Source organism: Streptomyces sp. NPDC001443, assembly GCF_053597355.1.
Genome location: NZ_JBSFIA010000041.1, coordinates 25,178 through 48,375 on the forward strand (window position 1 = coordinate 25,178; position 23,198 = coordinate 48,375).

21 protein-coding genes are annotated in these 23,198 nt (G+C 71.6%); 6 read left to right on the forward strand and 15 right to left on the reverse strand.

Annotated elements, in window-relative coordinates:
* Positions 1 to 173: 173 nt before the first annotated feature.
* Positions 174 to 1,427 carry an MFS transporter gene (locus ACWC24_RS33130; RefSeq protein WP_450666603.1) on the reverse strand — a complete coding sequence of 418 codons (1,254 nt, stop codon included), beginning with the start codon at positions 1,425 to 1,427 and terminating at the stop codon, positions 174 to 176.
* Positions 1,428 to 1,534: 107 nt separating this feature from the next.
* Here ACWC24_RS33130 and ACWC24_RS33135 point away from each other — a divergent pair, with 107 nt between their 5' ends.
* Positions 1,535 to 1,987, forward strand: coding sequence for an SAM-dependent methyltransferase (locus ACWC24_RS33135; RefSeq protein WP_450666604.1), 453 nt, complete (start codon positions 1,535 to 1,537; stop codon positions 1,985 to 1,987).
* Positions 1,988 to 2,007: 20 nt separating this feature from the next.
* Here the strand turns inward: ACWC24_RS33135 and ACWC24_RS33140 are convergent, their stop codons facing one another.
* The 5 genes from ACWC24_RS33140 to ACWC24_RS33160 form a co-directional block, all read right to left on the reverse strand.
* Positions 2,008 to 3,492: an FAD-dependent monooxygenase gene (locus ACWC24_RS33140; RefSeq protein ID WP_450666605.1), complete on the reverse strand. Its 1,485-nt coding sequence runs from the start codon at positions 3,490 to 3,492 to the stop codon at positions 2,008 to 2,010.
* The gene (locus ACWC24_RS33145) at positions 3,489 to 4,022 is read right to left on the reverse strand and encodes a truncated hemoglobin (RefSeq protein ID WP_450666606.1); all 534 of its coding nucleotides are present in this window, start codon (positions 4,020 to 4,022) and stop codon (positions 3,489 to 3,491) included. The genes ACWC24_RS33140 and ACWC24_RS33145 overlap by 4 nt, the downstream gene beginning before the upstream one ends.
* A 21-nt stretch (positions 4,023 to 4,043) precedes the next feature.
* Positions 4,044 to 5,135, reverse strand: a complete 1,092-nt coding sequence (locus ACWC24_RS33150; protein WP_450666607.1) for a hypothetical protein — start codon at positions 5,133 to 5,135, stop codon at positions 4,044 to 4,046.
* A gap of 85 nt (positions 5,136 to 5,220) precedes the next feature.
* Positions 5,221 to 5,403, reverse strand: a complete 183-nt coding sequence (locus tag ACWC24_RS33155) for a hypothetical protein (RefSeq protein WP_450666608.1) — start codon at positions 5,401 to 5,403, stop codon at positions 5,221 to 5,223.
* Positions 5,404 to 5,639: 236 nt separating this feature from the next.
* Positions 5,640 to 6,416, reverse strand: coding sequence for a helix-turn-helix domain-containing protein (locus ACWC24_RS33160; protein ID WP_450666609.1), 777 nt, complete (start codon positions 6,414 to 6,416; stop codon positions 5,640 to 5,642).
* Between the two features lie 227 nt (positions 6,417 to 6,643).
* On the opposite strand from ACWC24_RS33160, the gene cimA reads away from it, so the two are divergent.
* Positions 6,644 to 8,281 (forward strand): citramalate synthase, encoded by a 1,638-nt coding sequence (gene cimA / locus ACWC24_RS33165; protein WP_450666610.1) that lies wholly within the window; start codon positions 6,644 to 6,646, stop codon positions 8,279 to 8,281.
* 174 nt (positions 8,282 to 8,455) lie between these two features.
* Here the strand turns inward: cimA and ACWC24_RS33170 are convergent, their stop codons facing one another.
* The 3 genes from ACWC24_RS33170 to ACWC24_RS33180 all read right to left on the reverse strand — a co-directional run bounded on the left by ACWC24_RS33170 (position 8,456) and on the right by ACWC24_RS33180 (position 10,730).
* Complete coding sequence (locus ACWC24_RS33170) at positions 8,456 to 8,863, reverse strand: hypothetical protein (RefSeq protein WP_450666611.1); 408 nt, start codon at positions 8,861 to 8,863, stop codon at positions 8,456 to 8,458.
* Between the two features lie 176 nt (positions 8,864 to 9,039).
* Positions 9,040 to 9,768 (reverse strand): TetR/AcrR family transcriptional regulator, encoded by a 729-nt coding sequence (locus ACWC24_RS33175; protein ID WP_450666612.1) that lies wholly within the window; start codon positions 9,766 to 9,768, stop codon positions 9,040 to 9,042.
* 47 nt (positions 9,769 to 9,815) lie between these two features.
* Positions 9,816 to 10,730, reverse strand: a complete 915-nt coding sequence (locus ACWC24_RS33180) for an NADP-dependent oxidoreductase (protein ID WP_450666613.1) — start codon at positions 10,728 to 10,730, stop codon at positions 9,816 to 9,818.
* 148 nt (positions 10,731 to 10,878) lie between these two features.
* Between ACWC24_RS33180 and ACWC24_RS33185 the strand changes: the two genes are divergently transcribed.
* Positions 10,879 to 11,973: an NAD(P)/FAD-dependent oxidoreductase gene (locus ACWC24_RS33185; RefSeq protein WP_450666614.1), complete on the forward strand. Its 1,095-nt coding sequence runs from the start codon at positions 10,879 to 10,881 to the stop codon at positions 11,971 to 11,973.
* Positions 11,974 to 12,049: 76 nt separating this feature from the next.
* Entirely contained in the window at positions 12,050 to 12,853 is an 804-nt protein-coding gene (locus tag ACWC24_RS33190) for an SDR family NAD(P)-dependent oxidoreductase (protein WP_450666615.1), read from the forward strand.
* Positions 12,854 to 12,919: 66 nt separating this feature from the next.
* Here the strand turns inward: ACWC24_RS33190 and ACWC24_RS33195 are convergent, their stop codons facing one another.
* The 3 genes from ACWC24_RS33195 to ACWC24_RS33205 all read right to left on the reverse strand — a co-directional run bounded on the left by ACWC24_RS33195 (position 12,920) and on the right by ACWC24_RS33205 (position 15,979).
* Positions 12,920 to 14,356, reverse strand: coding sequence for an FAD-dependent oxidoreductase (locus ACWC24_RS33195; protein ID WP_450666616.1), 1,437 nt, complete (start codon positions 14,354 to 14,356; stop codon positions 12,920 to 12,922).
* Positions 14,357 to 14,556: 200 nt separating this feature from the next.
* On the reverse strand, positions 14,557 to 15,312 hold the full coding sequence (locus ACWC24_RS33200; protein ID WP_450666617.1) for a response regulator transcription factor: 756 nt from the start codon (positions 15,310 to 15,312) through the stop codon (positions 14,557 to 14,559).
* A gap of 172 nt (positions 15,313 to 15,484) precedes the next feature.
* The gene (locus ACWC24_RS33205) at positions 15,485 to 15,979 is read right to left on the reverse strand and encodes a MarR family winged helix-turn-helix transcriptional regulator (RefSeq protein WP_450666618.1); all 495 of its coding nucleotides are present in this window, start codon (positions 15,977 to 15,979) and stop codon (positions 15,485 to 15,487) included.
* Positions 15,980 to 16,112: 133 nt separating this feature from the next.
* On the opposite strand from ACWC24_RS33205, the gene ACWC24_RS33210 reads away from it, so the two are divergent.
* The gene (locus tag ACWC24_RS33210) at positions 16,113 to 17,567 is read left to right on the forward strand and encodes an MFS transporter (protein WP_450666619.1); all 1,455 of its coding nucleotides are present in this window, start codon (positions 16,113 to 16,115) and stop codon (positions 17,565 to 17,567) included.
* Positions 17,568 to 17,783: 216 nt separating this feature from the next.
* Positions 17,784 to 19,460 carry an LLM class flavin-dependent oxidoreductase gene (locus ACWC24_RS33215; RefSeq protein ID WP_450666620.1) on the forward strand — a complete coding sequence of 559 codons (1,677 nt, stop codon included), beginning with the start codon at positions 17,784 to 17,786 and terminating at the stop codon, positions 19,458 to 19,460.
* A gap of 24 nt (positions 19,461 to 19,484) precedes the next feature.
* On the opposite strand, the gene ACWC24_RS33220 is transcribed toward ACWC24_RS33215, so the two are convergent.
* Genes ACWC24_RS33220 through ACWC24_RS33230 form a run of 3 tightly spaced genes read right to left on the reverse strand, consistent with a single transcriptional unit; the run spans position 19,485 to position 23,054 of the window.
* Complete coding sequence (locus tag ACWC24_RS33220; RefSeq protein WP_450666621.1) at positions 19,485 to 20,315, reverse strand: sulfurtransferase; 831 nt, start codon at positions 20,313 to 20,315, stop codon at positions 19,485 to 19,487.
* Positions 20,308 to 21,357: an LLM class flavin-dependent oxidoreductase gene (locus ACWC24_RS33225; RefSeq protein ID WP_450666622.1), complete on the reverse strand. Its 1,050-nt coding sequence runs from the start codon at positions 21,355 to 21,357 to the stop codon at positions 20,308 to 20,310. The genes ACWC24_RS33220 and ACWC24_RS33225 overlap by 8 nt, the downstream gene beginning before the upstream one ends.
* Positions 21,348 to 23,054: a dipeptide ABC transporter ATP-binding protein gene (locus ACWC24_RS33230; RefSeq protein ID WP_450666665.1), complete on the reverse strand. Its 1,707-nt coding sequence runs from the start codon at positions 23,052 to 23,054 to the stop codon at positions 21,348 to 21,350. Before ACWC24_RS33230 ends, ACWC24_RS33225 begins: the two co-directional genes overlap by 10 nt.
* Between the last annotated feature and the right edge of the window lie 144 nt (positions 23,055 to 23,198).

A 23,198-nucleotide genomic window follows, 5' to 3' on the forward strand; every position in this document is an offset into this window, starting at 1 on the left:
GCCGTCGCCGCCCGGTGGTGCCCCTTGCCCGCGTCGACGCCGATCCGCACCCGGGCCCGTACGCACGCGGCCCGCCCGCGTCGCACGACGAGGCCGGCCACCTGTTTCCCCGAGGGGCCCGTGTTCGTGGGCCGGTGGGCCCGAAGGGCGCCGTGGACGGAACCGGCCGCGGGTCACGGCTTCGTGGCCAGCGGGGCACCTGCCTGCTCGGGCTCCGGAACCCGGGTCCGCTCCGCCCACCGGACGGCGGGGCCGCCGACGACCAGCACGCCGAGGAACAGGACGGCGAGCAGCAGCCAGCCGGAGCCACCGAACCTGTCGGGCACCGTGGTGACCAGGCTCGGCCCGGCGATCAGGGCGAAGGCGTCACCGGTCGCGAAGGCCCCCAGGTACTGTCCCTGCGCGTTCGCGGGCGCCAGTTCGTACCGCAGCCCCCACCGGGCGGCCTCGCCCCAGATCTCACCGAAGGTGAAGAGCACCGCGACGGCCAGGAGCACGGTGGCAGCGGCCCACGCGGGCATCGATCCGGTCAGGGCGGTGACGGCGCAGGCGGCGGCGAGGACCACGGCGGTGAACCGCTGAAGTCGCGCCGCCCCCCGTACGGTGTCCGCGTCGCGCGCCATCCGCACCTGGAGGAACACCACCATCAGCGTGTTGACCAGCATGATCCATGCAGCCAGTGCCCGAGGGGCGTCGGTGTGCACCACCAGCCAGAGCGGCAGTCCCACCGCCAGTGCCGTCGGCCCGATCCTGACGATCCCGGAAACCTGGGCGACCACCAGATAGGGGACGTCGCGCACCGCCCCGCGCGGTCGCTCGCCGCGGGGTGCGCGCGGGACGCCCGGTACCTCGGGCAGCCGCATGTACAGTGCGGCCACCAGCACCATGGCCACGGCGTTGCCCCAGAACAGGGCGAGAAAGGCGGTCCTCGAATCGGCGGCGATGACCAGACCGGCCGCCAGCGAGGCCAATGAGAATCCACCGTTGAACACGCTGCGCATGTACGCCGAGAGCTGGACCCGGCCCTCCCGGCCCATCACTCCCGCCACCAGCGCGCCCCGGGTGACGTTGCCGCTCTGCTCGGCCAGCCCGAGGGCCACGGCCATCACCAGATAGGCCGAGAAGGAGTGCACGAAGGCCGCCGCGGCCAGCGCCGCCGCCTTCCCGAGCGCGAACACCGCGGTGGTTCCCCGCGGCCCGAGCCGGTCGGCGAGCTGCCCGGCCGGCACCCCCAGGGGCAGCGCCAGGATGCCGGCGAGCGACATGCCGATGCCCACCTGCCCCGGTGACAGCCCCACGACATGGACGAAGTAGACGGCGCCGCCGGTGACATAGAGCCCGTTGCCCAGGCTGGCCACGGCGGTGCACAGGACCAGCACCCGGCCGGCCCCGGGATCGGGAAGCAGGCGGGAGATCAGACGGGACATGACCGGCCCCTCGCTCGGTGGGAGGTGGTTGACTCCGCGGTGGACGGACGGACATGCTTCGCGGGTTCCGGACGACCGAGATCCACCGGACAGGAAGCGGGGATGGAATGCAGCCGATCAGTCCCATCGGGGTGGTACGCGGCGGACGCCGAGAGGTCCGCGAGGACGGCTGGGGGGCGGAGGTCTCGCAGATCGAACTGGACCCGGCCGTGTTCGACGGGTCGGCGACCTCCGGCCTCGACGACTACTCGCACGTCGAAGTGATTTTCGCGTTCCATCTGGCGAAGCGGACCTGCACCGCCACGCAGCACCCCCGCGGCGACACCGGCTTGCCGCTGTCCGGCATCCTGGCGCAGCGCGCGCCCAACCGGCCCAACCACCTCGGGGTGTCCGTATGCAGCCTTGCGGCCGTGGACGGGCTGACGCTCACGGTGCACGGGCTCGACGCCGTCGACGGCTCCCCTGTGCTCGACGTCAAACCCTATCTGCCGGAGTTCGCCCCGCGCGGCGAGGTGCGGCGGCCGGCCTGGTACGGCGAGCTGATGCGCGGCTACTTCTGAATCCGTCGGGTCGCCACGGCTCATGACCTGGCCACCAGGTCCGTACGCGCCGCGGCGATCAGGGTGTTGGCCTCGTCCCGGGGCAGCTCCTCGCCGACCAGCAGCGCGATCGGGAGCGCCGCCGTGCTGCGGACGCGAGCGGCGAGAGCGCTCCTGGTCACTCGGCCGCCCTCGGGCCGGGCCTGCACCGCGAGGAAGTCGATCCCCGGCGGCGGCTGGTCGGGGGCGCGGTCCACGACCAGCCCCACCGCCGAGGTGCCGTCCGCGCCGCGCAGCACACACCGGCCGTCCCGGCACTCCAACTCGACCAGCCGGTGCTCCAGGCGCACCCGGCCCACCGTCAGCGGCACGTCGACGGGGTCCGCGTCGGTGGGGTGGCCCGCCAGCCGCGCCACGGTGCGCGCGACGAACTCCGGATCCCGCTCGCGCAGTCGGCTGAAGGTGTTCACCGCCCGGCGGCTGCGCAGCGCGAACACCGTCTGGTGCCCCTCCAGCCGCTCACCGCGGCACAGTTGCTCGAACCACGCGGTGCTCTCCGCCGCCTCCGCCTGTGTCTGCTCGGCGACCGGCCGCCGGATGCTCTCGTACTCGGCCGCCGCCTGGAGCGGCTCGTCGTGTCCGGCGATACATCGGGCGAGGCACAGCGCGTCGTCGATGGCCAGAGCGGTGCCCGAGCCGGTCGAGAAGTGGACCGTGTGCGCCGCGTCCCCGGCCAACACCGTCCGGCCGTCGGACCAGCGGCGGTTGACGACGGTGCGGAACGGTTGCCAGCCCGCTGTCCGGGCCGTCAGGGCAGCGCCGTTCAGCTCGCTGCGGAACAGCGCGGCCAGCCGCAGCTCCGCCTCTGCCGTCGGCAGGTCGAGCAGGCCGAGGGCGGACAGCGTGTCCGGATCGGCCTCGACGATGAAGGTGCTCTCGTCGGCCGCATGCGGATAGGCGTGCACCACCAGGGGGCCCGGGCCCAGGTCCTTGAGGAGGAAACACGGTTCGAGGACCGAGGGTGTGCTCATCCACAGATACCGGGTGCGGCCCGCGGAGACGGAGGTGCCGAACCGGTCGGCGCGCTCCCGGCGCAGTTCGCTGCCCGCACCGTCCGCCAGCACCACCAGGTCCGCCTGCTCCGGCGCCTTGGTGACGGTGTGTCGGATCAGCCGCACATTGGCGTTCCGCGCGGCCAGCGCGCGGACATGCGCGTGGAAGACCTTCCGGGAGATCCCCGACATGCCGAAGGCGCCGGACGGGATCCGTTCGCCGTCGATCACCGTGATCGTCTCGTCCCACGAGGCGTACGCGGACTCCGGCAGCCGCAGCGCGTCGGGGTGGACGGTCCGGATGCGCTCGGCGAACTCGCCCGTCAGTACGATGCCTGCCCCCGGTCCCCGGTCCCCGCGGTCGTAGAGGTCGATGGCCGTGTCCGGCAGCAGCCGGGCCAGCTCCAGCGCGCAGAAGGCTCCGGCGGGGCCCGCGCCCACCACGGCCACGGTACGGACGGAAGGGCCGCTCATGCCGGGGTCCCGTCCCAGTGGAACCGCTCGCCGCGGGCCAGCGCAGCTCCCCGGGACACCGCGGTCATCTCACCGCTCGCTATCTTCATGATGGTGAGGAACTCGGTGAAGTGCGGTTCGGCCGCGTTCAGTTGGGCGCCGGCTTCCTTCATGAGGGCCAGCCAGCGAAGCCGTTGCTCGCGGGAGATCAGGAAATGCGCGTGCGCCTGGTGCATCTTCGGGTCCCAGGCCGCGGTCAGGTCGTTCTCCCCGTAGATCCGGCGGAAGTGGTCGTTCAGCCGTGCGGCGTGGCGGCTCCAGTCGGGCACGGCGAAGAGCGGGGACAGCACCTCGTCCGCCGCGACGAGCTCGTAGAAGCGGGTGGTGAGCGCCTGGAAGAACTCGGCACCGCCGATGCCGGTCCAGAAGTCGGAGACCTTCCGGTCGACCTGCGTGGGAGTCATCCCTTCGGCGGACTGCAGCCCCTGGTCGGCGACGAGGAGTACCTTCCCGTCGTGCCGGGGGACCGAGGTGGCTGGGTTGGGCGACATGGGCGTACTCCTTCGGTCGGATCAGTCGAGCAGCAGGCCCGCAGCGGACAGCGTGCTGACGGTGCAGCCACGCAGCCGTTTCGCCTGTACGGTTCCGAGCCCGTAGGCGATCGTGGTGATCCCCTGCTCCGGGGCCAGCTCGGCAGGGCGATAGAACATCGTGGCGAAGTACGTGAACGAGGCGTCGGGGTGCTGGTAGTCGGTGCCGCTCATCAACGCGGTCCACTGGTCGCCGTCCCGCACCAGCATCGTGAAGGAGAGCAGGGCGCCCCGCTGCCGGGCCTCGACGATCCACACGTTCTCCGGACCGAAGTGATCGCGCAGATGCCGGAACGAGTCCGCCTCGCGCTTCGCATCGGGCACGCCCCCGTACTTGGTCACCAGCTGGGCCCGCAGCGGGATGAGCTCGGGCTCCTCGTCGCCGATCGGGCGTTCGCCGATCTCGATCCCCCGGGCGGCGATCTCGCGCAGCTCGCGCCGTACCGCGAAGCGCTGGTTGCGCCGCAGCCCGGCTATGTAGCCGTCCAGATCACCCCAGGTGACATGCATGTCGCTGCGGTCCACCATCGGGACCACGGAGAACCCCGCCGTGCGCAGCACGTCAAGGAACTCGGGGTAGTCGGGGCGTAGGAACAGTGCCGAGACACTGCGCAGACCCTGGGCACGGCACCAGTCGAGCAGGGCCTCCAGGTACGCCCGCAGCACCTGCGGATCGCGGGAGGCCGGACCGGCCGGCGCCGACTCGTAGTTGGGGCCCATCAGCACACAGGACGGGAACAGTCGGTCGGCGGGGAGTCCCTGCCACGGGTGCGGTCCGTCGGCGACCACCCCGTCGGCGACCGAGCCGCCCGACAGCACTCGCTGCGGATCGAACCGCACATGTCCCGTGGGGGCTTCCATCACGCCGCCGACCAGGGCCACTTGGTCCCCGTCCGGACCGGACAGCCCGAAGGTGCGGGCACCGCCGGGAATCCTGCCCTCGGCGAGAGAGATCCAGCGCCGGCGCAGTGTGACCGGGGCTCTGCCGATCCAGCCGTCCCAGCTTTCGGGGAGATGGGTGCGCACGTGCAGCCCGACGGTGTCCAGCGCCGGTTCGGCATGGTGCTGCGTCACGGCAACTCCCTTCCGGTGATGCGCGAAGCCCGTCCGGCCCGGCAGTGCACAGGGCTACCGGGCCGGACGGGCTTTGAGTCGACCGTCAGGCCGCCTGCAGTTCCTGCGCCCGGTCCCAGACCGGCGCCTGGTCCCAGACGGACAGGTCGTCGCAGGACCGGTCCCAGACCGACAGGTCGTCGCAGGACCGGTCCCAGACCGACAGGTCGTCGCAGGACCGGTCCCAGACCGACAGGTCGTCGGAGACCCGGTCCCAGACAGGAGCCATGTCCCACACGCCGAATTCGTCTGCCGACTCCGCTCGGATTACAAGTGCGTCGCGCATGAAGTGTCCCTTCGGGAGATTCACAGAAGGCGATCCGCCGGACCGCCTGGACGCGGCCATCGCCGCGCTCATCGAGGATCCTTGCAGCCTGAGTCACGACCTGTCTTCTCCTTAATTGCTGACCTTCCGAAGAAGTATGGCGAGCTGGTCCTTGAAATCCACTTGAAGCCGCTTGAAATTTACTTGAACCCGCTTGATATCCGCTTGAACCCGAGTCGAGGAACCGCCTCGGCGAACATCTCGAGGTCGGGAGCCGCGAACAGGACGGGCGGGTGCGACCAGCCCTGCGGACAGAGCACCAGTTCCACCTCGAAGCCGGCATACGGGTCGATACGTATAGGCCCCAGCCTGGCCGTGAGCAGCATGGTCTCCAGCGGCCGCCCCGGCCGCTCCCGCGCCGCCCGCATCGTCGCGTGCAGGTAACAGATCCCGTACGGCACCTGTTGCAGCACAAAGGGACCGAGGCACTTCACAGTGGTCCAACTGGACGGATGCCCCTGGAGTATGGGGCTGCCGAAGGAACCGATATAGATCGAGGAGACGGGCTCCGCCGCGGCCCGGGCCACGCCGCGCAACTGGCGGCACGCCATGTCGTCCCGGCCGCCGGCCGAGGAGCGCAGCGCATGCCCGCCCTCGCCCCGGCTCAACTGACGGTATCGGGTGGGCGGGATTCCCACGGATTCGGTGAAGCGACTGGTGAAGCTACCCGTACTGCTGTACCCGACCCTGGAGGATATGGTGGCCACACCGAGATCGGAATTTTGCAGCAGGAGTTTCGCCTCACCAATTCGCACCGCACTGAGGAAACGACCCGGAGTCACCCCCGTGACCTGACTGAATACGCGCAGCAGATGGAATTTGCTCACCAGGACCGCACGGGCGATGTCGTCAAGGCTGATTGGTTCCGCGTATCGTTCCCGGATGATCTGCACGGCCCGATCCACGATATGTTCCATACGCATCTCCTGAACATCCGAACGGGACACGGCGTACGCGCGGCTCGACGCTAGGGAGAACGCATGGAGGCCGACTGGACCTGAGATCGAGCCACGGCGCGCGACGTCCCGGCGCAAGGCGGGTCGGGCCGCGTGGTCGCGACGTCGCCACCAGGTCCCGGTCAAGCGATTCTTGAGGACCCTGTCGGACAGTGGCGCCCACTGAGCTACCCAGGAGGGTCACGGTGATGGCAGTGCAAGGCGTGCAGCTCTACGACACCACGCTGCGGGACGGCACCCAGCAGGAAGGCATGTCGCTGACGGTGCAGGACAAGCTCGCCGTCGCGCGCCACCTGGACGCCTTCGGTGTCGGGTTCATCGAGGGCGGGTGGCCGGGCGCGGTGCCCAGGGACACCGAGTTCTTCCACCGCGCCCGCACCGAACTGACTCTGGAAAAGGCGAAGCTGGTCGCGTTCGGGGCGACGCGTCGCCCCGGCGCGCTGGTCGCAACGGACCCCCAGGTCCAGGCCCTGCTCGCCTCGGGCGCACCGGCGATCACCCTGGTCGCCAAGACGGACGTCCGACACGTGGAACGGGCGCTGCGGACCTCTCTCGCCGAGAACCTGGCCATGATCTCCAGCACCGTGCGGCATCTCGTGCAAGCGGGCCGGCGCGTGTTCGTCGACGCCGAGCACTACTTCGACGCCCACCGCGTGAACCGCGCGTACGCGCATGAATGCGTGCGCACGGCGGTGGAGGCCGGTGCCGACACCGTCGTGCTGTGCGACACCAACGGCGGCTCGCTGCCGGACCAGGTCCGCGAGGCCGTGGCCGACACCCTCGCGCAGACCGGTGCCCGGCTCGGCATCCATTGCCACGACGACACCGGCTGCGCCGTCGCCAACACCCTCGCCGCCGTCGACGCGGGCGCCGTGCAGGTGCAGGGCACCGCCCACGGGTACGGCGAACGGTGCGGAAACGCCAATCTGTTCACCGTCGCCGCCGATCTCGTCCTCAAGCGGGGCATCGAGGTGCTGCCGACCGTACGACTGGCCGGCCTGCACGCCACGGCCCGGGCGATCAGCGAGCTGACCGGGCGCCCGGGGCGGTCGGCCGATCCCTATGTCGGGTCCTCCGCCTTCACCCACAAGGCGGGCCTGCACGCCTCCGCGCTGCGGGTGGATCCCGACCTGTACCAGCACATCGACCCGGCCGTCGTGGGCAACCGGATGCGCACCCTCGTCTCCGACCTGGGCGGCCGGTCGTCCATCGAGCTCAAGGCCCGCGAGCTCGGCTACACGGTGGAGGCCGGTTCCGAGCAGGTGGCCAGGGCCGCGGCACGCATCAAGGAACTCGAGAACAGGGGCTACAGCTTCGAGTCCGCCGACGCCTCCTTCGAACTACTGCTGCGCGAGGTGCTGTTCGGCGAGACGGCCGAGCGGCAGCCGTTCACGGTCGACTCCTGGCGTGTCACCGTCGCACAGCGCGCCGACGACACCGTCACCGAGGCCCACGTACGGCTGCGGGTCCCCGGCAGCGAGCCGGTCGTCGCCATGGGCGAGGGCAGCGGACCGGTCAACGCGCTGGATCGCGCACTGCACCAGGGCCTCGACACGCTCTTTCCCGCGCTGGCCGGGCTGGAGCTGACGGACTACCAGGTACGGATCACCACCGGCGGGCGGGGCAGCGCGGTCCCGGCCCGCGTACTGGCCACGTTCGCCGACGGCCGACGGCGCTGGAGCACCGTCGGCGTCGACGAGAACCTGGTAACCGCCTCGTGGCACGCGCTGCTGGACGCGTTCCGATACACGCTGCGCGACAGCGCCGGGTCGGCTCCCGAAGCGGCACCGCTCGCCGAGCCCGCTCTCTTCTCCCCCGGCGGCTGACCACAACCCCTCGCGCGAAACCCCAGGTCAAGAACCCTTCGCGACCGGCTCCAGGATCGCCACGCACTCCACGTGGTGCGTCATCGGAAAGATGTCGGCCTGAGCGATTCGCGGAAAAGGCCAGGTCAAAGCCGCTTCCTTGGCTCTCGGCCCTGCGCCCGGGCGCCCAGAGCGTCACGGCAGACAGCCCGTCCCGCTTGCCCGGGGCAGACCGAGCGGCCACAACCAGCACCCCCACGGCGCGCGATGCAGGCCGGAGGGTCCTCCCCCGCGCAGTCCGGTGTGGAAGCCGAGCAGGCACATCGTCCGCCACGCGGCGGGGAGTTCGTCCAGGATGCTCTGCGTCTGGACGAACGTGAACCACTGCGGCGGCTTGACCCCGATCCGGGACAAGTCGATGTTGCGGCACGGGGTCGCCGACAGGACATCGCCGTCGACGGCCGCGCGCATCATGGAGGACGTCAGGTTGTGGGCCCGCTCGATCGCGGCAGCCCCCGCCCCCTTCTCGACCCGGGCCCGGATCCAGCTCCGGACGTCCATGCGGGTGACGGCCCTTGTCTCCCGGTCCGCCCTGTAGGGCATGACGTGGTTCTTGATGTTGGACCGCGACCGCTGCGGGGGGCGCTCCGAAGAATCCGCGGAACTCCTCGGGGGTCCACCTGTGCCATGACCGCCTCCGCGTCGACTGGTCGTGCGGCCCCGGCCGTTCCCGGCCCTGGAGGCCGGCGCCTGCCGTCGGCGACGTGGTGGAGATGCGCTCAGTCCGTGCCGGCGACGCCCCCATAGCCGTGCAGGAACGCGTCGACCGCGCGGGTGACGCAGGCGCGGACCTGTGCCGGGCTCGGGGCGCGGCTGGCGTAGGGGCTGATGGTGATCTCGGAGTTGACCAGGGCGACGAAGTGGAGGGTGGCGCGGGCGGGACTGGAGATGTGCAGGAGGCCGGCGTCGGTGAGCTGGGAGAGACGCCGGGAGACCTCGTGCTGGACGCGCAGGGGTCCTGCCTGCTGCCAGGTGTCGATCAGGGCGGGCGAGAAGTGCTGCACCTCGGCCTTGATCTGCCGGATCATCGCGAAGTGGTCGGGGAACTGGGTGCGCTGGCCGACGAGGGCGCGGCCGAGGGCGATCAGGTCGGCGCGGGCGTCGGTGCCGGAGAGCTGTTCGGCCGCCGTCGCGATGAAGGCGTCCGCGACCTGGCCGGCGCTGTCGTGGACGACCTCCGAGAAGAGGTGGTCCTTGCCCTGGAAGTGGTTGTAGATCGTGCGGGTGGACACCCCGGCCTCGGCGGCGATGGCCTCGATGCTGGTGCGGCTGTATCCCTCGCGGCCGAAGACGGCACGCGCGCCCTGGGTGATGGCCCGGCGTTTCGCGGCTCTGCCGCCGGGTCGGCCGGGGCGTGGCGGCGCGTCGGGGTCGGCGGCGGCCGCGGGTGTGGTGTTCAGGGGAGCCTCCAGTGGATCGGGTGGCCCGTCGGCCAAATTACCATGCATGTTGCACTTTACTTCCTTGAGGGTCGCGCGGTCCGCCGCACAGGCTCTCAAACCAAGGGTGGCATCTCCAGGACGGTCTTGCCCCGGCTGTGTCCGCCCTCCACGGCCCGGACCGCCCGGGGTGCCCGCTCGAACGGGATCACGTGCGTCACCTTCGGGTCCAGGGCGCCGGTGCGGACCAGTTCCACGACCGCGCCCAGGATCGCGGGGTCGCGCACCGGCCCCACCGGTGCGCCGCCGAGTGCGGCGACGGCGTCCCGGTCGGCGCCGCTCACCAGTCTCGTACGGTCCGCCAGGAGCGCGGCGCTCTCGCGCAGGACCTCGCCGCCGACCAGGTCGAGCACGCCGTCCACGCGGCCCGGTATCCGCGCGGCGAGGCCGGGTCCGGAGGCGACGAACCGTACACCGAGTTCCTCGACGAACGCCCGCTTGTCCTCGGCCGCCGAGCCCACCACGGTCAGCCCGAGACTCACCGCGACCTGCGCGGCAGACACGCCGACGCCTCCTCCGACACCGGTCACCAGCAGCGTCGCGCCTGGCGGCAGAGCAAGTTGGCGCACCGCGCCGTAGCCGGTGGCGGCGGCGATGGGCAGGGCGGCGGCGTCCGTCCAGGACACCTCCGGCGGTTTGCGGACCGCCGCTCGCGCGGGCAGCAGGGTGTACTGCGCGTACCCGCCCGTCGTCGGGCCGCCGAGGACCGCGTCGCCCACGGCGAAGCCGCCGGCGCCGGGGCCGAGCGCGACGACCGTGCCTGCCGCCTCGCCGCCCATCACGGCGGGCAGCACGACTGCGGGCGCCCCGGCCGGGCGGCGTCCCGACCGGCGTTTCCAGTCAACGGGGTTGACGCCGGCCGCACGTACGGCGATCAGCAGGTCACCGGGGCCCGGAACCGGTCGCGGGAGGTCGGCGAAGTGCTCGACCTCCGGTCCGCCGAAGCGGTCGTACACATAGGCCCGGGGCATGCGACACCTCGACGTCTCTGTCTTGATTCGGCATTAATTGCCATGCAGATTGCATTTTACCTAAGCCGCCGGTTAGGCTTCCCGGGTGTCGGCGGAGCCTTGCCTTCCGCCGGTGGTACCGACGCGGTGAGCACAAGGAGCGCAACGTATGGGCAGCACGGTCGCGATCGTCGGTGGCGGATACGGGGGGGCCTCGCTGGCCCGTGAGCTGGACCCGGACTTCGACGTCGTCCTGATCGACCCCAAGGACGCCTTCGTCCACGCGGTGGCGGCCCTGCGCGGGCTGGTCGACGAGGAGTGGGCCGAACGGATCTACTTCGGGTACGACGGGCTTTTCACCCGGGGCCGGCATGTGCGCGACCGCGCCGTGGCGGTGGACGCGGGAGGTGTCACCACGGCTGACGGCACGCGCATCGACGCGGACTACGTCGTCCTCGCCACCGGCTCGTCGTACCCCTACCCGGCGAAGCCGGACACCGAGGACAGCGCCGAATCCGTGCTGCGGCACGCGGACACGCGGGCCGAACTCGCCTCCTCCTCACGGGTGTTGCTGCTCGGGGCCGGTCCCGTCGGGCTTGAGCTGGCCGGGGAGATCACCGAACGGTGGCCGCAGACGGAGGTGATCGTGGTCGATCCCGCCGAGGACGTGCTGGGCGGGCGCTATCTGCCCGAGCTGCGCGGCGCGTTGCGCGAACAACTGGCCCAGCGGGGCGTACGGCTGGTGCTGGGCAGCGCGCTGACCGCCCCGCCGTCGGCGCCCGCGGGGGTGCGCGAGCCGTTCTCGGTCACCACCGAGGCGGGCGTCCGGATCGACGCGGACCTGTGGTTCCGCTGCTACGGCTTGACGCCGCTCAGCGACATGCTGGCCGGTGAACTCGCCGCCGCCCGGCGGCCGGACGGGCATGTGGAGGTCGACGAGCACCTGCGGGTGGCCGGCGCGCCGAACGTGTTCGCCATCGGTGACGTCACGGCCGTGCCCGAGCCGAAGCGGTCCAAGGCGGCCACCGAACACGCCGTCACGGTCGCGGCCAACATCAGGGCGCTGGCCGCCGGTCGCCCGGTCGAGCGGACCTACCGGCCGGGGCCGGACGCGGTGCTCGTGCCGCTGGGTCCGACCGGCGGCGCCTCGCAGGTGCCGGGCCCCGACGGTCCGGTCGTGCTGGGCGCGGCGGAGACCTCCGGCTACAAGGGCGCCGACCTGCTGCTCGGACGGTTCGGCCAGCTGTTCGACGCCTCCGTCTGACCTTTCCGGCCACTCGATACGACCGTACAGCGCCGCTTCTCCGCACATCCGCCCGGCTACGAGAGGTCGTTGACCGATGACGAACGGAACGCAGTCCCTGGTCGGCAAGGTGGCCGTGGTCACCGGCGGCGCGGGAGGGATCGGCGTCGCGACGGTGGAGGCGCTGGCGGTCGCGGGGGCGCAGGTCGTCCTCGCGGACGTCGCGGACGACACGGCGAAGGCGGCCGCCGAGAAGCTGGCCGCGCAGGGGCTCCCGGTGGTCGGGTACGGCGTCGACATATCCTCCGAGGCGAGCGTCGAGCGGCTGGTGGACTTCGCCGTCGACACCTTCGGCGGCATCGACGTCCTGGACAACAACGCGGCGCTGACGTCCGCGATCCGGCATGACCGGGACGTCGTGTCGATGTCGGTGGAGCTGTGGGACCAGGTCCTCGCGGTCAACCTGCGGGGGCCGATGCTGCTGTGCAAGCACACGGTTCCGGTGATGATCGAGCGCGGCGGCGGGTCGATCATCAACATCACCAGCGGCCAGGGCCTGTCCGGTGACCGGGTGATGGTCGCCTACGGCAGCTCCAAGGGCGGGCTGATCGCGCTGACCCGGTTCGTGGCCGCCGCGTACGGCGCGGACGGCATCCGCTGCAACGCGGTCGCGCCGGGACTGGTCCGCACGCCGGCGCTGGAGGCGGACATGCCGGTGCCGGTGCAGCAGATGTTCCAGAGCGCGAACCTGATCCCGCGCCTCGGTACTCCCGAGGACGTGAGCCAGTTGGTGGCGTTCCTCGCCTCCCCGGCCGCCTCGTTCATCACCGGGCAGGTGCTCTCCGTGGACGGCGGCTTCCTCGCCCACCTGCCGACGCTCTCGCCGCTGCCGCCGCACTGAGGGCCCGGGATGGTCTGCGTACGGCCGCTGGTGGCGGACCGCTCCGACGCGGTCCGCCAGGTCCGGTCAGCCTGTCCAGGGGGCGAGAGCCGCCTCCAGGACGGGGCCCTGCGGCGCCCCCGCCCAGGCGTAGTAGCCGTCGGGGCGGACCAGGAGCGCCTCGTCGCCGTCGGTGCGGTGGGTGACGATCAACCCGTCCCGGGCAAGTCCACCGGCCTCCGTACCCGGCGGCAGGGCCAGCACGAAACGTCCCTCGCGCAACACCTCGTACAGGCGCCCTCGGTCCAGTTCCAGGTCGGGGGCGCGCTTGCCGGTCAGGGGGTGCGCGCCCCTCGGGGCGGGGTAGGAGAAGCCGATGCCGGTGATCTCGCCGACGGCCTGCCGGGTCACCGGGCGGACGTGGGTGACCACCAGCTTGCGTACGGTGCGCAGGGCGATCTCCAGCGGGTTGTGGGCCATGGCGAGGCGCAGGTTGAGGCCGCTGCTGCGCAGGACCGCCCTGCCGATGGGGTGGCGTTCGGCGTGGTAGGTGTCCAGCAGGGCGTCGGCGGACCGGCCGTGGTGTACCGCCGCCAGCTTCCAGCCGAGGTTGGCGGCGTCCTGGAGGCCGGTGTTCATGCCCTGGCCGCCGGCCGGGGAGTGCTGGTGGGCGGCGTCGCCGGCCAGCAGGACGCGCCCGACGCGGTAGTCCGGGACCTGGCGTTCGTCGCTGTGGAAGCGGGACAACCAGCGCGGATCGTGCATGCCGAAGTCGGAGCCGAAGGCCCGCTCGATGAGTTCGCGCAGCTCCTCGAACTCGACCGGGGCGTCGTCGGGTTCGCCCCGGTGCGCGCGGTCCCAGCCGCCGACCCGCCAGTAGCCGTCACCGAAGGGGGCGATGAATCCGAACGCGCCGCCGGTGCCGTGCACCCGCACCACGAGGGGCGGCTCCTCGGTGAACTTCACGTCGGCGAGCGCGACCGACCGGATTACCACCTTGCCGGGGAAGGGCAGCCCGAGCGCCTCCCGCACCGCACTGCGCGCCCCATCGGCGCCGACGAGATATCCGGTCCGTACGGTTGTGTCGCCCGCGTCCGTCCGCACCGACACGGTGACGCCGTCGCCGTCCTGCTCCAGACCGGCGACCTCCGTGCCGTACCGGATGACCGCGCCGTTCTTCAGGGCCCGGCGCAGCAGCAGCTTCTCCACCTCGTACTGCGGGGTGACCAGCAGGAAGGGGAACCGGGACGGCAGCGTGCCGATGTCGAACGGCACCGCCCCGAACAGCCGCAGCTCGCGGATGGTCTGGCCGGTGAGGACGAGTTCGTCGGCGAGCCCCCGGGCGTCGAGGAGTTCGAGGGTGCGGGCGTGCACGCCGAAGGCGCGGGTCAGGTTGCTGATGCCCTTCGGGCGCTTCTCCAGTACGACGACGTCGACGCCGGCCGCCGCGAGATCACCGGCGAGCAGCAGGCCGGTGGGACCTGAGCCGGCGACGACGACGGGCGACTCCTGTGTGTGAGACATCCGCGACTCGCTTCCATCGGTGGGAATCGGAGTCCGCCCCCCGGAGGGGGTCGGAAAACGCGGTGGTGCCGGAATCCATTTTCAGGTACGGCACTACGCGAGTGGTTTTCGGGCGGTCACCTCGTCCTATTCCTACGCGGCGACAATAGTTTCGCAAAAAAGGGCCGCATGCGGCTCTTCTCATTGCCGTGAGCGGAAATTCAGGCGTGCCCGAGTCGGAATCCGACGCCGCGTACGGTGACGACCCAGCTACTGTCGCCGAGCTTTCTGCGGAGGCTGCTGACGTGGGTGTCGACGGTCCGCCGGGACCAGGAGTCGCCCCACACCTGCTGGAGCAGGCGCTTGCGCGAGATGACCGTGTCGGGGTGTGAGGCGAGCAGGCAGAGGAGGTCGAACTCCTTGCGGGTCAGGTCCACGCCGTGACCGTCCATGCAGACCTCGCGGGAGTTCACGTCGATGTGCAGCGGGCCGTGGTCGATCGCCTGCCCCTGCCCGCTCTGGACGCGCACACGCCTCATGACCGCGTCGATGCGGGCCATCAGCTCACGGAAGCCGTACGGCTTGACCAGGTAATCGTCCGCGCCGGCCTGGAGTCCGAGGACTCTGTCCAGCTCCGAGCCGCGCGCGGTGACGACGATCAGCGGGACACAACTGACGGCACGGATGGCCTTGCACACCTCCAGGCCGTCCAGGTCCGGCAGTTCGAGCTCCATCAGGACGAGGTCCACGCTCTCGTGGGCGGCCAGGGCGACACTGCCCCGGTCCACGGCGGCCACCTCGTGGCCGTGGCGGCGCAGCGCCTCCCCCAGGGCGCAGGCCGCGGAGGCGTCGCCCTCGACGAGCAGGATGCGCCAGCCTCCGGCGCCTGGTACCGCGACGGGTGCCGAGCCCGGCAGGAGTTCGGTGCGCTGGCTGGGTATAAGAGGCCCTCGTAAGAACTCTGACGTTTGCGTCATACTCTCTCCCCCGGTAAGTCATGTTCGCCGCACGAATCAAAACTCATGCAGGATTCTACAAAACCGGGGGCGCACATTCCAACCGCCACAGTAAATTTTTTGTTGCAGCAGCGTGAGAAGGTTTTCGGTCACTTGGCGCACGGAATGGTCTTTACGAAAATCGGTTGGGCGTTCACCATGCGCGTGTCCGGTCGTCGGCGTCCAGCAGTCTGCGCAGCAGCGTCGTCAGAGTGTCCCGCTCCTCGGGGGTGAAGCAGCCGAGGAAGGAGTCCTGGGACTTCTGGGCCACCTGCCACAGCCGGCGCTGCAACCGGGCCCCCTCGTCGGTCAGTTCGACCAGTTGCCGACGCCGGTCGGACCGGTCGCGGGTACGGCGCACCAGCCCACGCCCCTCGATCTCGTCCAGATAGCCGCCCAGGTGGCTGCGCTGGAATCCGAGCCGGTCGGCCAGCACGTGCTGGGGCAGCGGGCCGAAGTCGGAGAGGGCGGTCAGGGTCGCGAAGTGCGGCAGTCGCAGCCCGTGCCGGCCCACCGCCTCGACGAGCGCGTCGTGGCCGATGCGCGCCACGTGCCCGGCGAGGTACGACGGCAGCGCCAGCAGGCTCGGCGGGCGGGACGCGCCGTCCCGGGCCGGGGCACCCGCGACAGATTCAGGGGTTTCGCTCATGCGTTCACGATAAGGGAATGCGGACTGGACGTAATAATGACGTCATGTAATCATTCCACGACGATACTGGTTCGGCGCTCAATCCGTGCCCCGGAACAGCGGACCGAGGCGCCCGTCCCCGGAGGACCGCTCCATGACCCGCACACCAGCCCCCGGCGCACAGCGCGGCACCGCCGCCCCGTTCGCCGCCCTGCTCCTGGCCGTCCTGTCCTTCTCCCTGATGCAGACGATGGTCGTGCCCGCGCTGCCCGACCTCCAGCGCGAGTTCGCCGCCTCGACGACGGCCGTCTCCTGGGTGCTCAGCTCCTTCCTGCTCACCGCGTCAGTGGCGACAGCCCTGCTGGGACGGGTCGGCGACATGTTCGGCAAGCGCCGGGTGCTGATCGCCAGCCTCACCGTCTTCGCCGCGGGCACCCTGCTCGCCGCCCTGTCCGACTCGCTCGCCCTGCTGATCGCGGCCCGCGCGGTGCAGGGTGTCGGGTCAGCCGCCTTCCCACTGGCGTTCGGGATCGTGCGCGACCAGTTCCCGCGCGAGCGGGTGCCGGTGGCGATCGGACTGATCTCGTCCACGTTCGGCATCGGCTTCGGCGTCGGGCTCGTCATCCCCGGCCCGATCGTCGACGCCCTCGACTGGCACTGGATCTTCTGGCTCGGACTGGTCGTCATCCTGCTCGGCATCGCCGCCGTCACCGCGTTCGTCCAGGAGTCCTCGGTCATCAACCCCGGACGCATCGACTGGGCCGGCGTGGTGCTGCTGAGCGCGGGTGTCGTGGCACTGCTGCTCGCCATCAGCGAGGGCAAGTCGTGGGGCTGGACGTCCGGCGCGATCGTCGGCCTGTTCCTCGCCGCCGCCGTGCTGCTCGCGGTGTTCGTGTACGCCGAGAGCAAGGTCCGCGAGCCCCTCATCGACCTCGAACTGCTGCGCCGGCCCGCCGTGCTGACCAGTCACATCACCGCGCTCATCATCGGGTTCGGCATGTACGGCGCGTTCACGCTGGTGCCGCTGCTCGCCCAGACCCCGTCCCGGGCCGGGTACGGCTTCGACGCGTCCGTCACCGAAGCCGGGCTGTTCATGGTGCCGATGGCCGTGACGATGCTGATCGCCAGCCCCCTCGCCGGGCGCATCGGCGCGGCCGTCGGCTGGAAGCTGCCGCTCGTCCTGGCCTGCCTGATCGGCGTCGTCGGCTTCGTGGTGTACGCGGGCGCGCACGACACCGAGTGGGCCATGTACGTCGGCTCCGGGGTCCTCGGCATCGGCGTCGGTTTCGCGTTCGCCGCCCTCGCGAACCTCGTCGTCAGCGCGGTCGACCGCGGCCAGACCGGCGAGGCGACCGGCATCAACACGATCATGCGTACGATCGGCGGCTCTCTCGGCGCCCAGATCGCCGCGTCGATCGTCGCCTCCAGGACGATCCCCGGCACCCGGTTACCCGCCGAGTCCGGCTACACCACCGCGTTCGTCATGTCGGCGATCGCCCTGGGCGTCGCGACACTGGCCGCGCTGGCGGGACCGGGCAGGTTCTGGGGCAGGAGTGCGGCGCCGGTGACGGCGGCTCCCGACAAGAAGCAGTCGCGGTCGGCGGCTTGAGGGGTGGGTACGCGGGGGCCAGGCCTGGGACGGGGGGCTTCACGGCGGGGAGGGAACGTGCCGGAGCCGTGAGGGCCGGCACGCACCCCCTCACGCTTTCCCGGGACACCCCCTTGCCGTTCCCGCCAGTCACCGCCTCCCCGCCCGCCCCACCTGCCGGGAGACGCCGGCGCTCCTGCCCCGACGCCACACCGATGACTAGGAGTTCGCGCACATATGCCTGACTACGGACACGACCTCCTCTTCGGCGCCGTCCTGGTGCCGAGTGCGGGGCATGCCGACGACGCGGTGGCGCTGGCCCGGGTCGCCGACCGGGCGGGACTGGATCTGGTGAGCGTGCCGGACCACCCTTACCGGCCGGAAGTGCTCGACGCGTGGATGGCGCTCGCGGTGATCGCCGCGTCCACCACCCGCGTACGGGTCTTCCCGAATGTCGCGAACCTCCCGCTGCGCCCGCCCACCGTGCTGGCCCGCACCGCCGCCGGCCTGGACCTGCTCAGCGGGGGCCGGGTCGAACTGGGGCTGGGCGCCGGGGCGTACTGGGACGCCATCGCCGCCGACGGCGGACCGCGCCGCAGGCCCGGCGAGGCGGTGCGGGCGACCCGCGAGGCCATCGACGTCATCCGGGCGCTGTGGAGCGAAGGCCGCCGGGTCCGCGTACCCGGCGAGCACTACGGGCTCGACGGCGCCACCGCGGGCCCTGCGCCCGCGCACCCCATCGGAATCTGGGTCGGCGCCGTCGGCCCCCGCATGCTGGAGCTGACCGGCGCGGCGGCGGACGGCTGGCTGCCCAGCGTCCCGCACGTACCGCCGGGCCGCCTCGCCGCAGGGCACCGGGTCATCGACGAGGCGGCGGTCGCCGCCGGCCGCGGCCCCTCCGAGGTCCGCCGGCTGTACAACCTCTCACCGGGGCCGGGCGGCTTCCCGCGAGGCCCGCTTGACGCCTGGCCCGAGCAACTCGCCGCGCTCACCCTGGAACACGGAACCAGCGCCTTCATGCTGCCCGTCGATCAGCCGGCCCTGCTCCAGGCGTTCGCGACGGACGTGGCGTCGGCGACACGGGAGTTGGTGACGGCCGAACGCAAGCGCGCGGCGGACAGGTCGAATTCGGGGGACGGCTCGGGCACGGGACGTGGTCGGGACGGCACCGCCGGGCGACGCACGGACGGCTCGGGCGCGGCGGGTGGTCGGTACGGTGTCGCGGGGCGGCGCGCAGGTGCCGCCGGGGCCCGGGTACCGGCCGTCCTCGCCCCGGGCCGCCCCCGATCCACCCCCTCCGGGGATCCGCTGACCGTACGGCCCACCCCGCCCCCGAAGGCGTGGCGGTCCGCCGAGCGGTTGTGGGACGAGTCGACGCGCCCCGTCGGACCGCCCCCCGACCCGGAGCGGCGCTATCCGCGTCGCGAGCAGGAGCCGGCCCGGAATCTCGTCGCCGCGCACGACCAGCTGCGCGCCGATCTCGACCGGCTCGGCGAGGTGGTGGGGGAGGTGCTGGCCGACACCCTCGGCCCGGGGGACGCGCGGGCGGAGATCCAGCGGCTGAGCCTGCGGCAGAACTTCTGGACGCTCGGCGCGTACTGCGCGTCGTACTGCCGGATCACCACCCTGCACCACACCCGGGAGGACGAGGACCTCTTCCCCTACCTGCGCCGCTCCGACCCCCGGCTCGGCGAGGTGCTGGACCGGCTCACCGAGGAACACCATGCCATCCACGGGGTGATCGAACGCATCGACCGCGAGCTGGTCGCCTTCGTCCGCGAGGAGGGCGGCGAGAGGGGGCGGGCGTCGCTACGGGCGGCGATGGACCTGCTCACCGACACACTCCTGTCGCATCTCTCTTATGAGGAGCGGGAGTTGATCGAGCCGATGGCGAGGTTCGGGACGGGCTGGTGAACACCGGCCCCGACCCGCTCGCCCCTACCCGGGCTCCCCACCCGTCGCCACCGGCCGGGACGGGTCCGCCGACCAGGCGGACCAGGAGCCCGGGTAGAGGGCCGCGCCGGTGATGCCGGCGTGTTCGAGTGCGAGGAGGTCATGGCAGGCGGTGACTCCGCTGCCGCAGTAGACGACGACATCGGTGTCGTCCTCGACTCCCAACGCCCGGTAGAGCGAGCGCAGTTGCGTGGGCGTCAGGAATGTTCCGTCCGGTGCGAGGTTCGCGCTCCAGGGGGCGCTGCGGGCGCCGGGGATGTGGCCGGAACGGACGTCCGTCGGCAGGACGTTCGCACCGGAGTACCGGTCGGCGGCACGGGCGTCGAGGACGATCACGTCGCCCGCCGCGACCTGATCGGCATCCCGCAGCGCCTCCTGGGGCCACTTCACCGGCGTCAGCCGCGCCTCGGGGAGTACGACGGCTCCGGTCTCGGTCTCGCCGGGCCAACCGGTCAGCCCGCCGTCGAGCAGGGCGGCGGGCCGTCCGGTGCGGCGCAGCAGCCACACCAGCCGGGCGGCGTACGGACCGCCGTCGGCGTCGTACGCCACCACGGTCGTACCGTCGCCGATGCCGAGCGCACCCAACGTCCTTGCGAAAACGTCCGGTTCGGGCAGGGGGTGGCGTCCGCCGGTCTCGTCGGGCGGGGCGGACAGGACCGTGTCGACGTCGACCCAGACCGCGCCGGGCAGATGGCCGGCGCGGTAGGCGTCGTAGCCGCTGCGGCCGTCCAGGAACCAGCGGACGTCGGCGAGGACGAGGGTGTCGCGGTGGGCGCGCACCCACCCGGCGTCGACCACGGGCGGCAGCTCAGGCACCGGTCACCGCCGCGGTCCCGAGACCGGCGACCTGGGGAAGGACCTCGGCGGCGGTCAGTTCGGTGGCTACCTGGACCTCCGCGTACGGGATGCCGCCGACGTCGATGGCGAGAAGGTGCAGGTCGTGACCCCACAGCTCGTGCAGGCGGCCCAGTTTGTCGACGACCTCGGCTGGGCTGCCGCAGATCGCGGGCCCGTTGTCGCCGATGTACGTGTCGAAGTCCGGCGGGGTCGTAAAGTGCGTGGTGCCGGGCTTCTTCACGGTCAGGTAGTTGTTGATGTAGGAGGCCCACACGGAGCGCGCCCGCTGGGACGACTCGGCGACGAAGACGTGGCTGGCGGCGCCGAGCCTGCCGGGCGGATCGGTGCGTCCGCTCTCCTGCCACAGGGTGCGGTACGCGTCGAAGACCGCTACGAACGTGCCGGGTTCACGCGCGGTGGTCCCCACGACCAGCGGCAGCCCGTGTTCCACCGCGAGCTGCACGGACTCCGAACCGACGCCTCCGCTGATCCACAGCGGCGGCTTCGGCTGCGACGGCCTCGGCTGTACGGTGACTTCGGTCAACGGTGGCCTGAACGCGCCCTGCCAGGTGACCCTTTCCTCGGTCCACAACCTGATCAGCAGCTCGGTGTTCTCCCGTTTGCGCGCCGCCTTCGATTCGAGGGACTGGCCGAACACCGCGTACGGCTCGGGGAAGAAGGATCCCCCCGCGATGAGTTCGAGCCGGCCGCCGGACAGCAGGTCGACGAGCGCGTAGTCCTCGGCGACGAGTACGGGGTCGCGGTTGGCGACGAGTGTGGTCCCTGTCGCCAGCCTGATCGTCGACGTGTGCTCCGCGATCGCGGCCAGCACCACCGCGGGTGAGGAGATGACGTCCCGCTCCCCGAAGTGGTGCTCGCCGACGGTGTACCAGACGAACCCGGCGTCCTCCGCCTCAGTCGCCGCGCGCACCACGTCCCGCAGCCGCTGGCGCTGGGTGAGGGACTTGCCGGTGAGCGGGTCGGGCAGAAGACTGCCGAACGTGATGAGCCCTAGCTGCATGGAATGTCCTCGGTCGCACTGCGGCCCGGCACGGCGGCCAACAGCTCTCGGGTGTAAGGGTGTCGCGGCGCCCTCAGCAGTTCCTCCGCGGGCCCGCTCTCCACGATCCGGCCGCCGCGCATGACCGCGATCCGGTCACTGACCTGCGCGACGACGGCCAGATCGTGAGAGATGAACAGATAGCTCAGCCCACGCCGCTCCTGAAGCCCGACGAGCAGCTCCAGGATCCGGGCCTGAACGGTGACGTCGAGCGCGGACACCGGCTCGTCGCACACCAGTACTTCCGGCCCGAGCGCCAACGCTCGGGCGATGGCGACTCGTTGTCGCTGCCCCCCGGACAGCTCGGCTGCCTTGCGCCGCACCACGCCGGCCGGCAGCGCCACATCGTCGAGCAGCCGCCGCACCTCCCCGCCCCACTCCGCCCTGCTCCCGATCCGGTGGTTCCGCAACGGCTCGGTCAGCAACTCCTCGACGGTGAAACGGGGGTTCAGCGAGGCGTACGGATTCTGATAGACGAGCTGGATACGACGGTGGAGCGCCCGCCGCGCGGCTCCCCGCACGGTGGTGACATCGACCCCGTCCAGCCGCACCGTACCGCTGTCGACCCGCTCCAGCCCGAGAATCATCCGCGCGGTCGTCGACTTCCCCGACCCGGACTCCCCCACCACGCCGAGGGTCTCGCCCCTGCCCAATTCGAACCCGACCCCGTCGACGGCGGTGCGCGTACGACGTCGTGAAAGCACCGGCCCCCGGACGGGGAAGGTTCGGGTGAGGCCGGTGACGCTCAACAGCGGTGCCGGTCGGGCCGGTTCGCCGGAGGCAGGTTGAGCGATGCGGGTGGACGCATCCACCGATGTGGTGCCAGGCGCGGTCACCGGGGCGGAGCCCGCCATGCCGGAACGGCCACGCGGAGGCCGGGCCGTGAGGGTCGGTGCGTCCGCCAGCAACTTGCGCGTGTACGGGTGTCGGGGGTCCGTGAGTACCTGCCCGGCAGGCCCCGTCTCCACCACCCGCCCCTGCGACATCACCACCACGTGCTGCGCCCGGTCGGCGACCACTGCGAGGTCGTGGGTGACCAGGAGCATGGCGGTGTTGGTGGTGGTGACGACTTCCTGGAGGTGGTCGAGGAGTTGGCGTTGGACCGTGACGTCGAGGGCCGAGGTGGGTTCGTCGGCGATGAGGAGGCGGGGGCGGGCGGCGGTGGCGATGGCGATGAGCACGCGTTGACGCATCCCGCCGGAGAGTTCGTGGGGGTACTGGCGGGCGCGTTGTGCCGGGTCGGGCAGTCCGGCCTCGGCGAGGAGGTCGACGGCTCGGGCGGGGGCGTCCCTGCGGGAGGCCAGGCCGTGTACCCGGAGCACCTCGGCGACCTGCGCGCCGACCGGCTTGACCGGGTCGAGGCTGACGCCGGGGTCCTGCGGGATCAGCCCGACGCGCCGCCCCCGCACCTGGCGCCACGCCCGCTCCCCGAGCCCGGTCAGTTCCTCGTCCTGGAGCCGGACAGAGCCGCCCAGCACCACTCCCCCGGCCGGCAACAGCCCGACCAGCGCATGGGCGGTACTGCTCTTCCCCGACCCGGACTCCCCCACCACAGCGGTGATCTCCCCGGCCGCCGCCCTCAGATCGAGCCCGTCCACAGCGAGGTGCGTACCACGCGCGATGCGGTACCCGATCCGCAGCCCTCGCACGGTCAGCAGCGGATCCCCGGCCGACTCCCCGGGAGGAACCGCGGCGCGAGCACCGGGACTCCCGGCCGCGCCGTCGCCGTAGGCCGGAAGACCCCGCGTCGGCGCCTCCGCACGGGAACCCCGGCCCCCCGCCGAGTCGTGATCACGCACCGG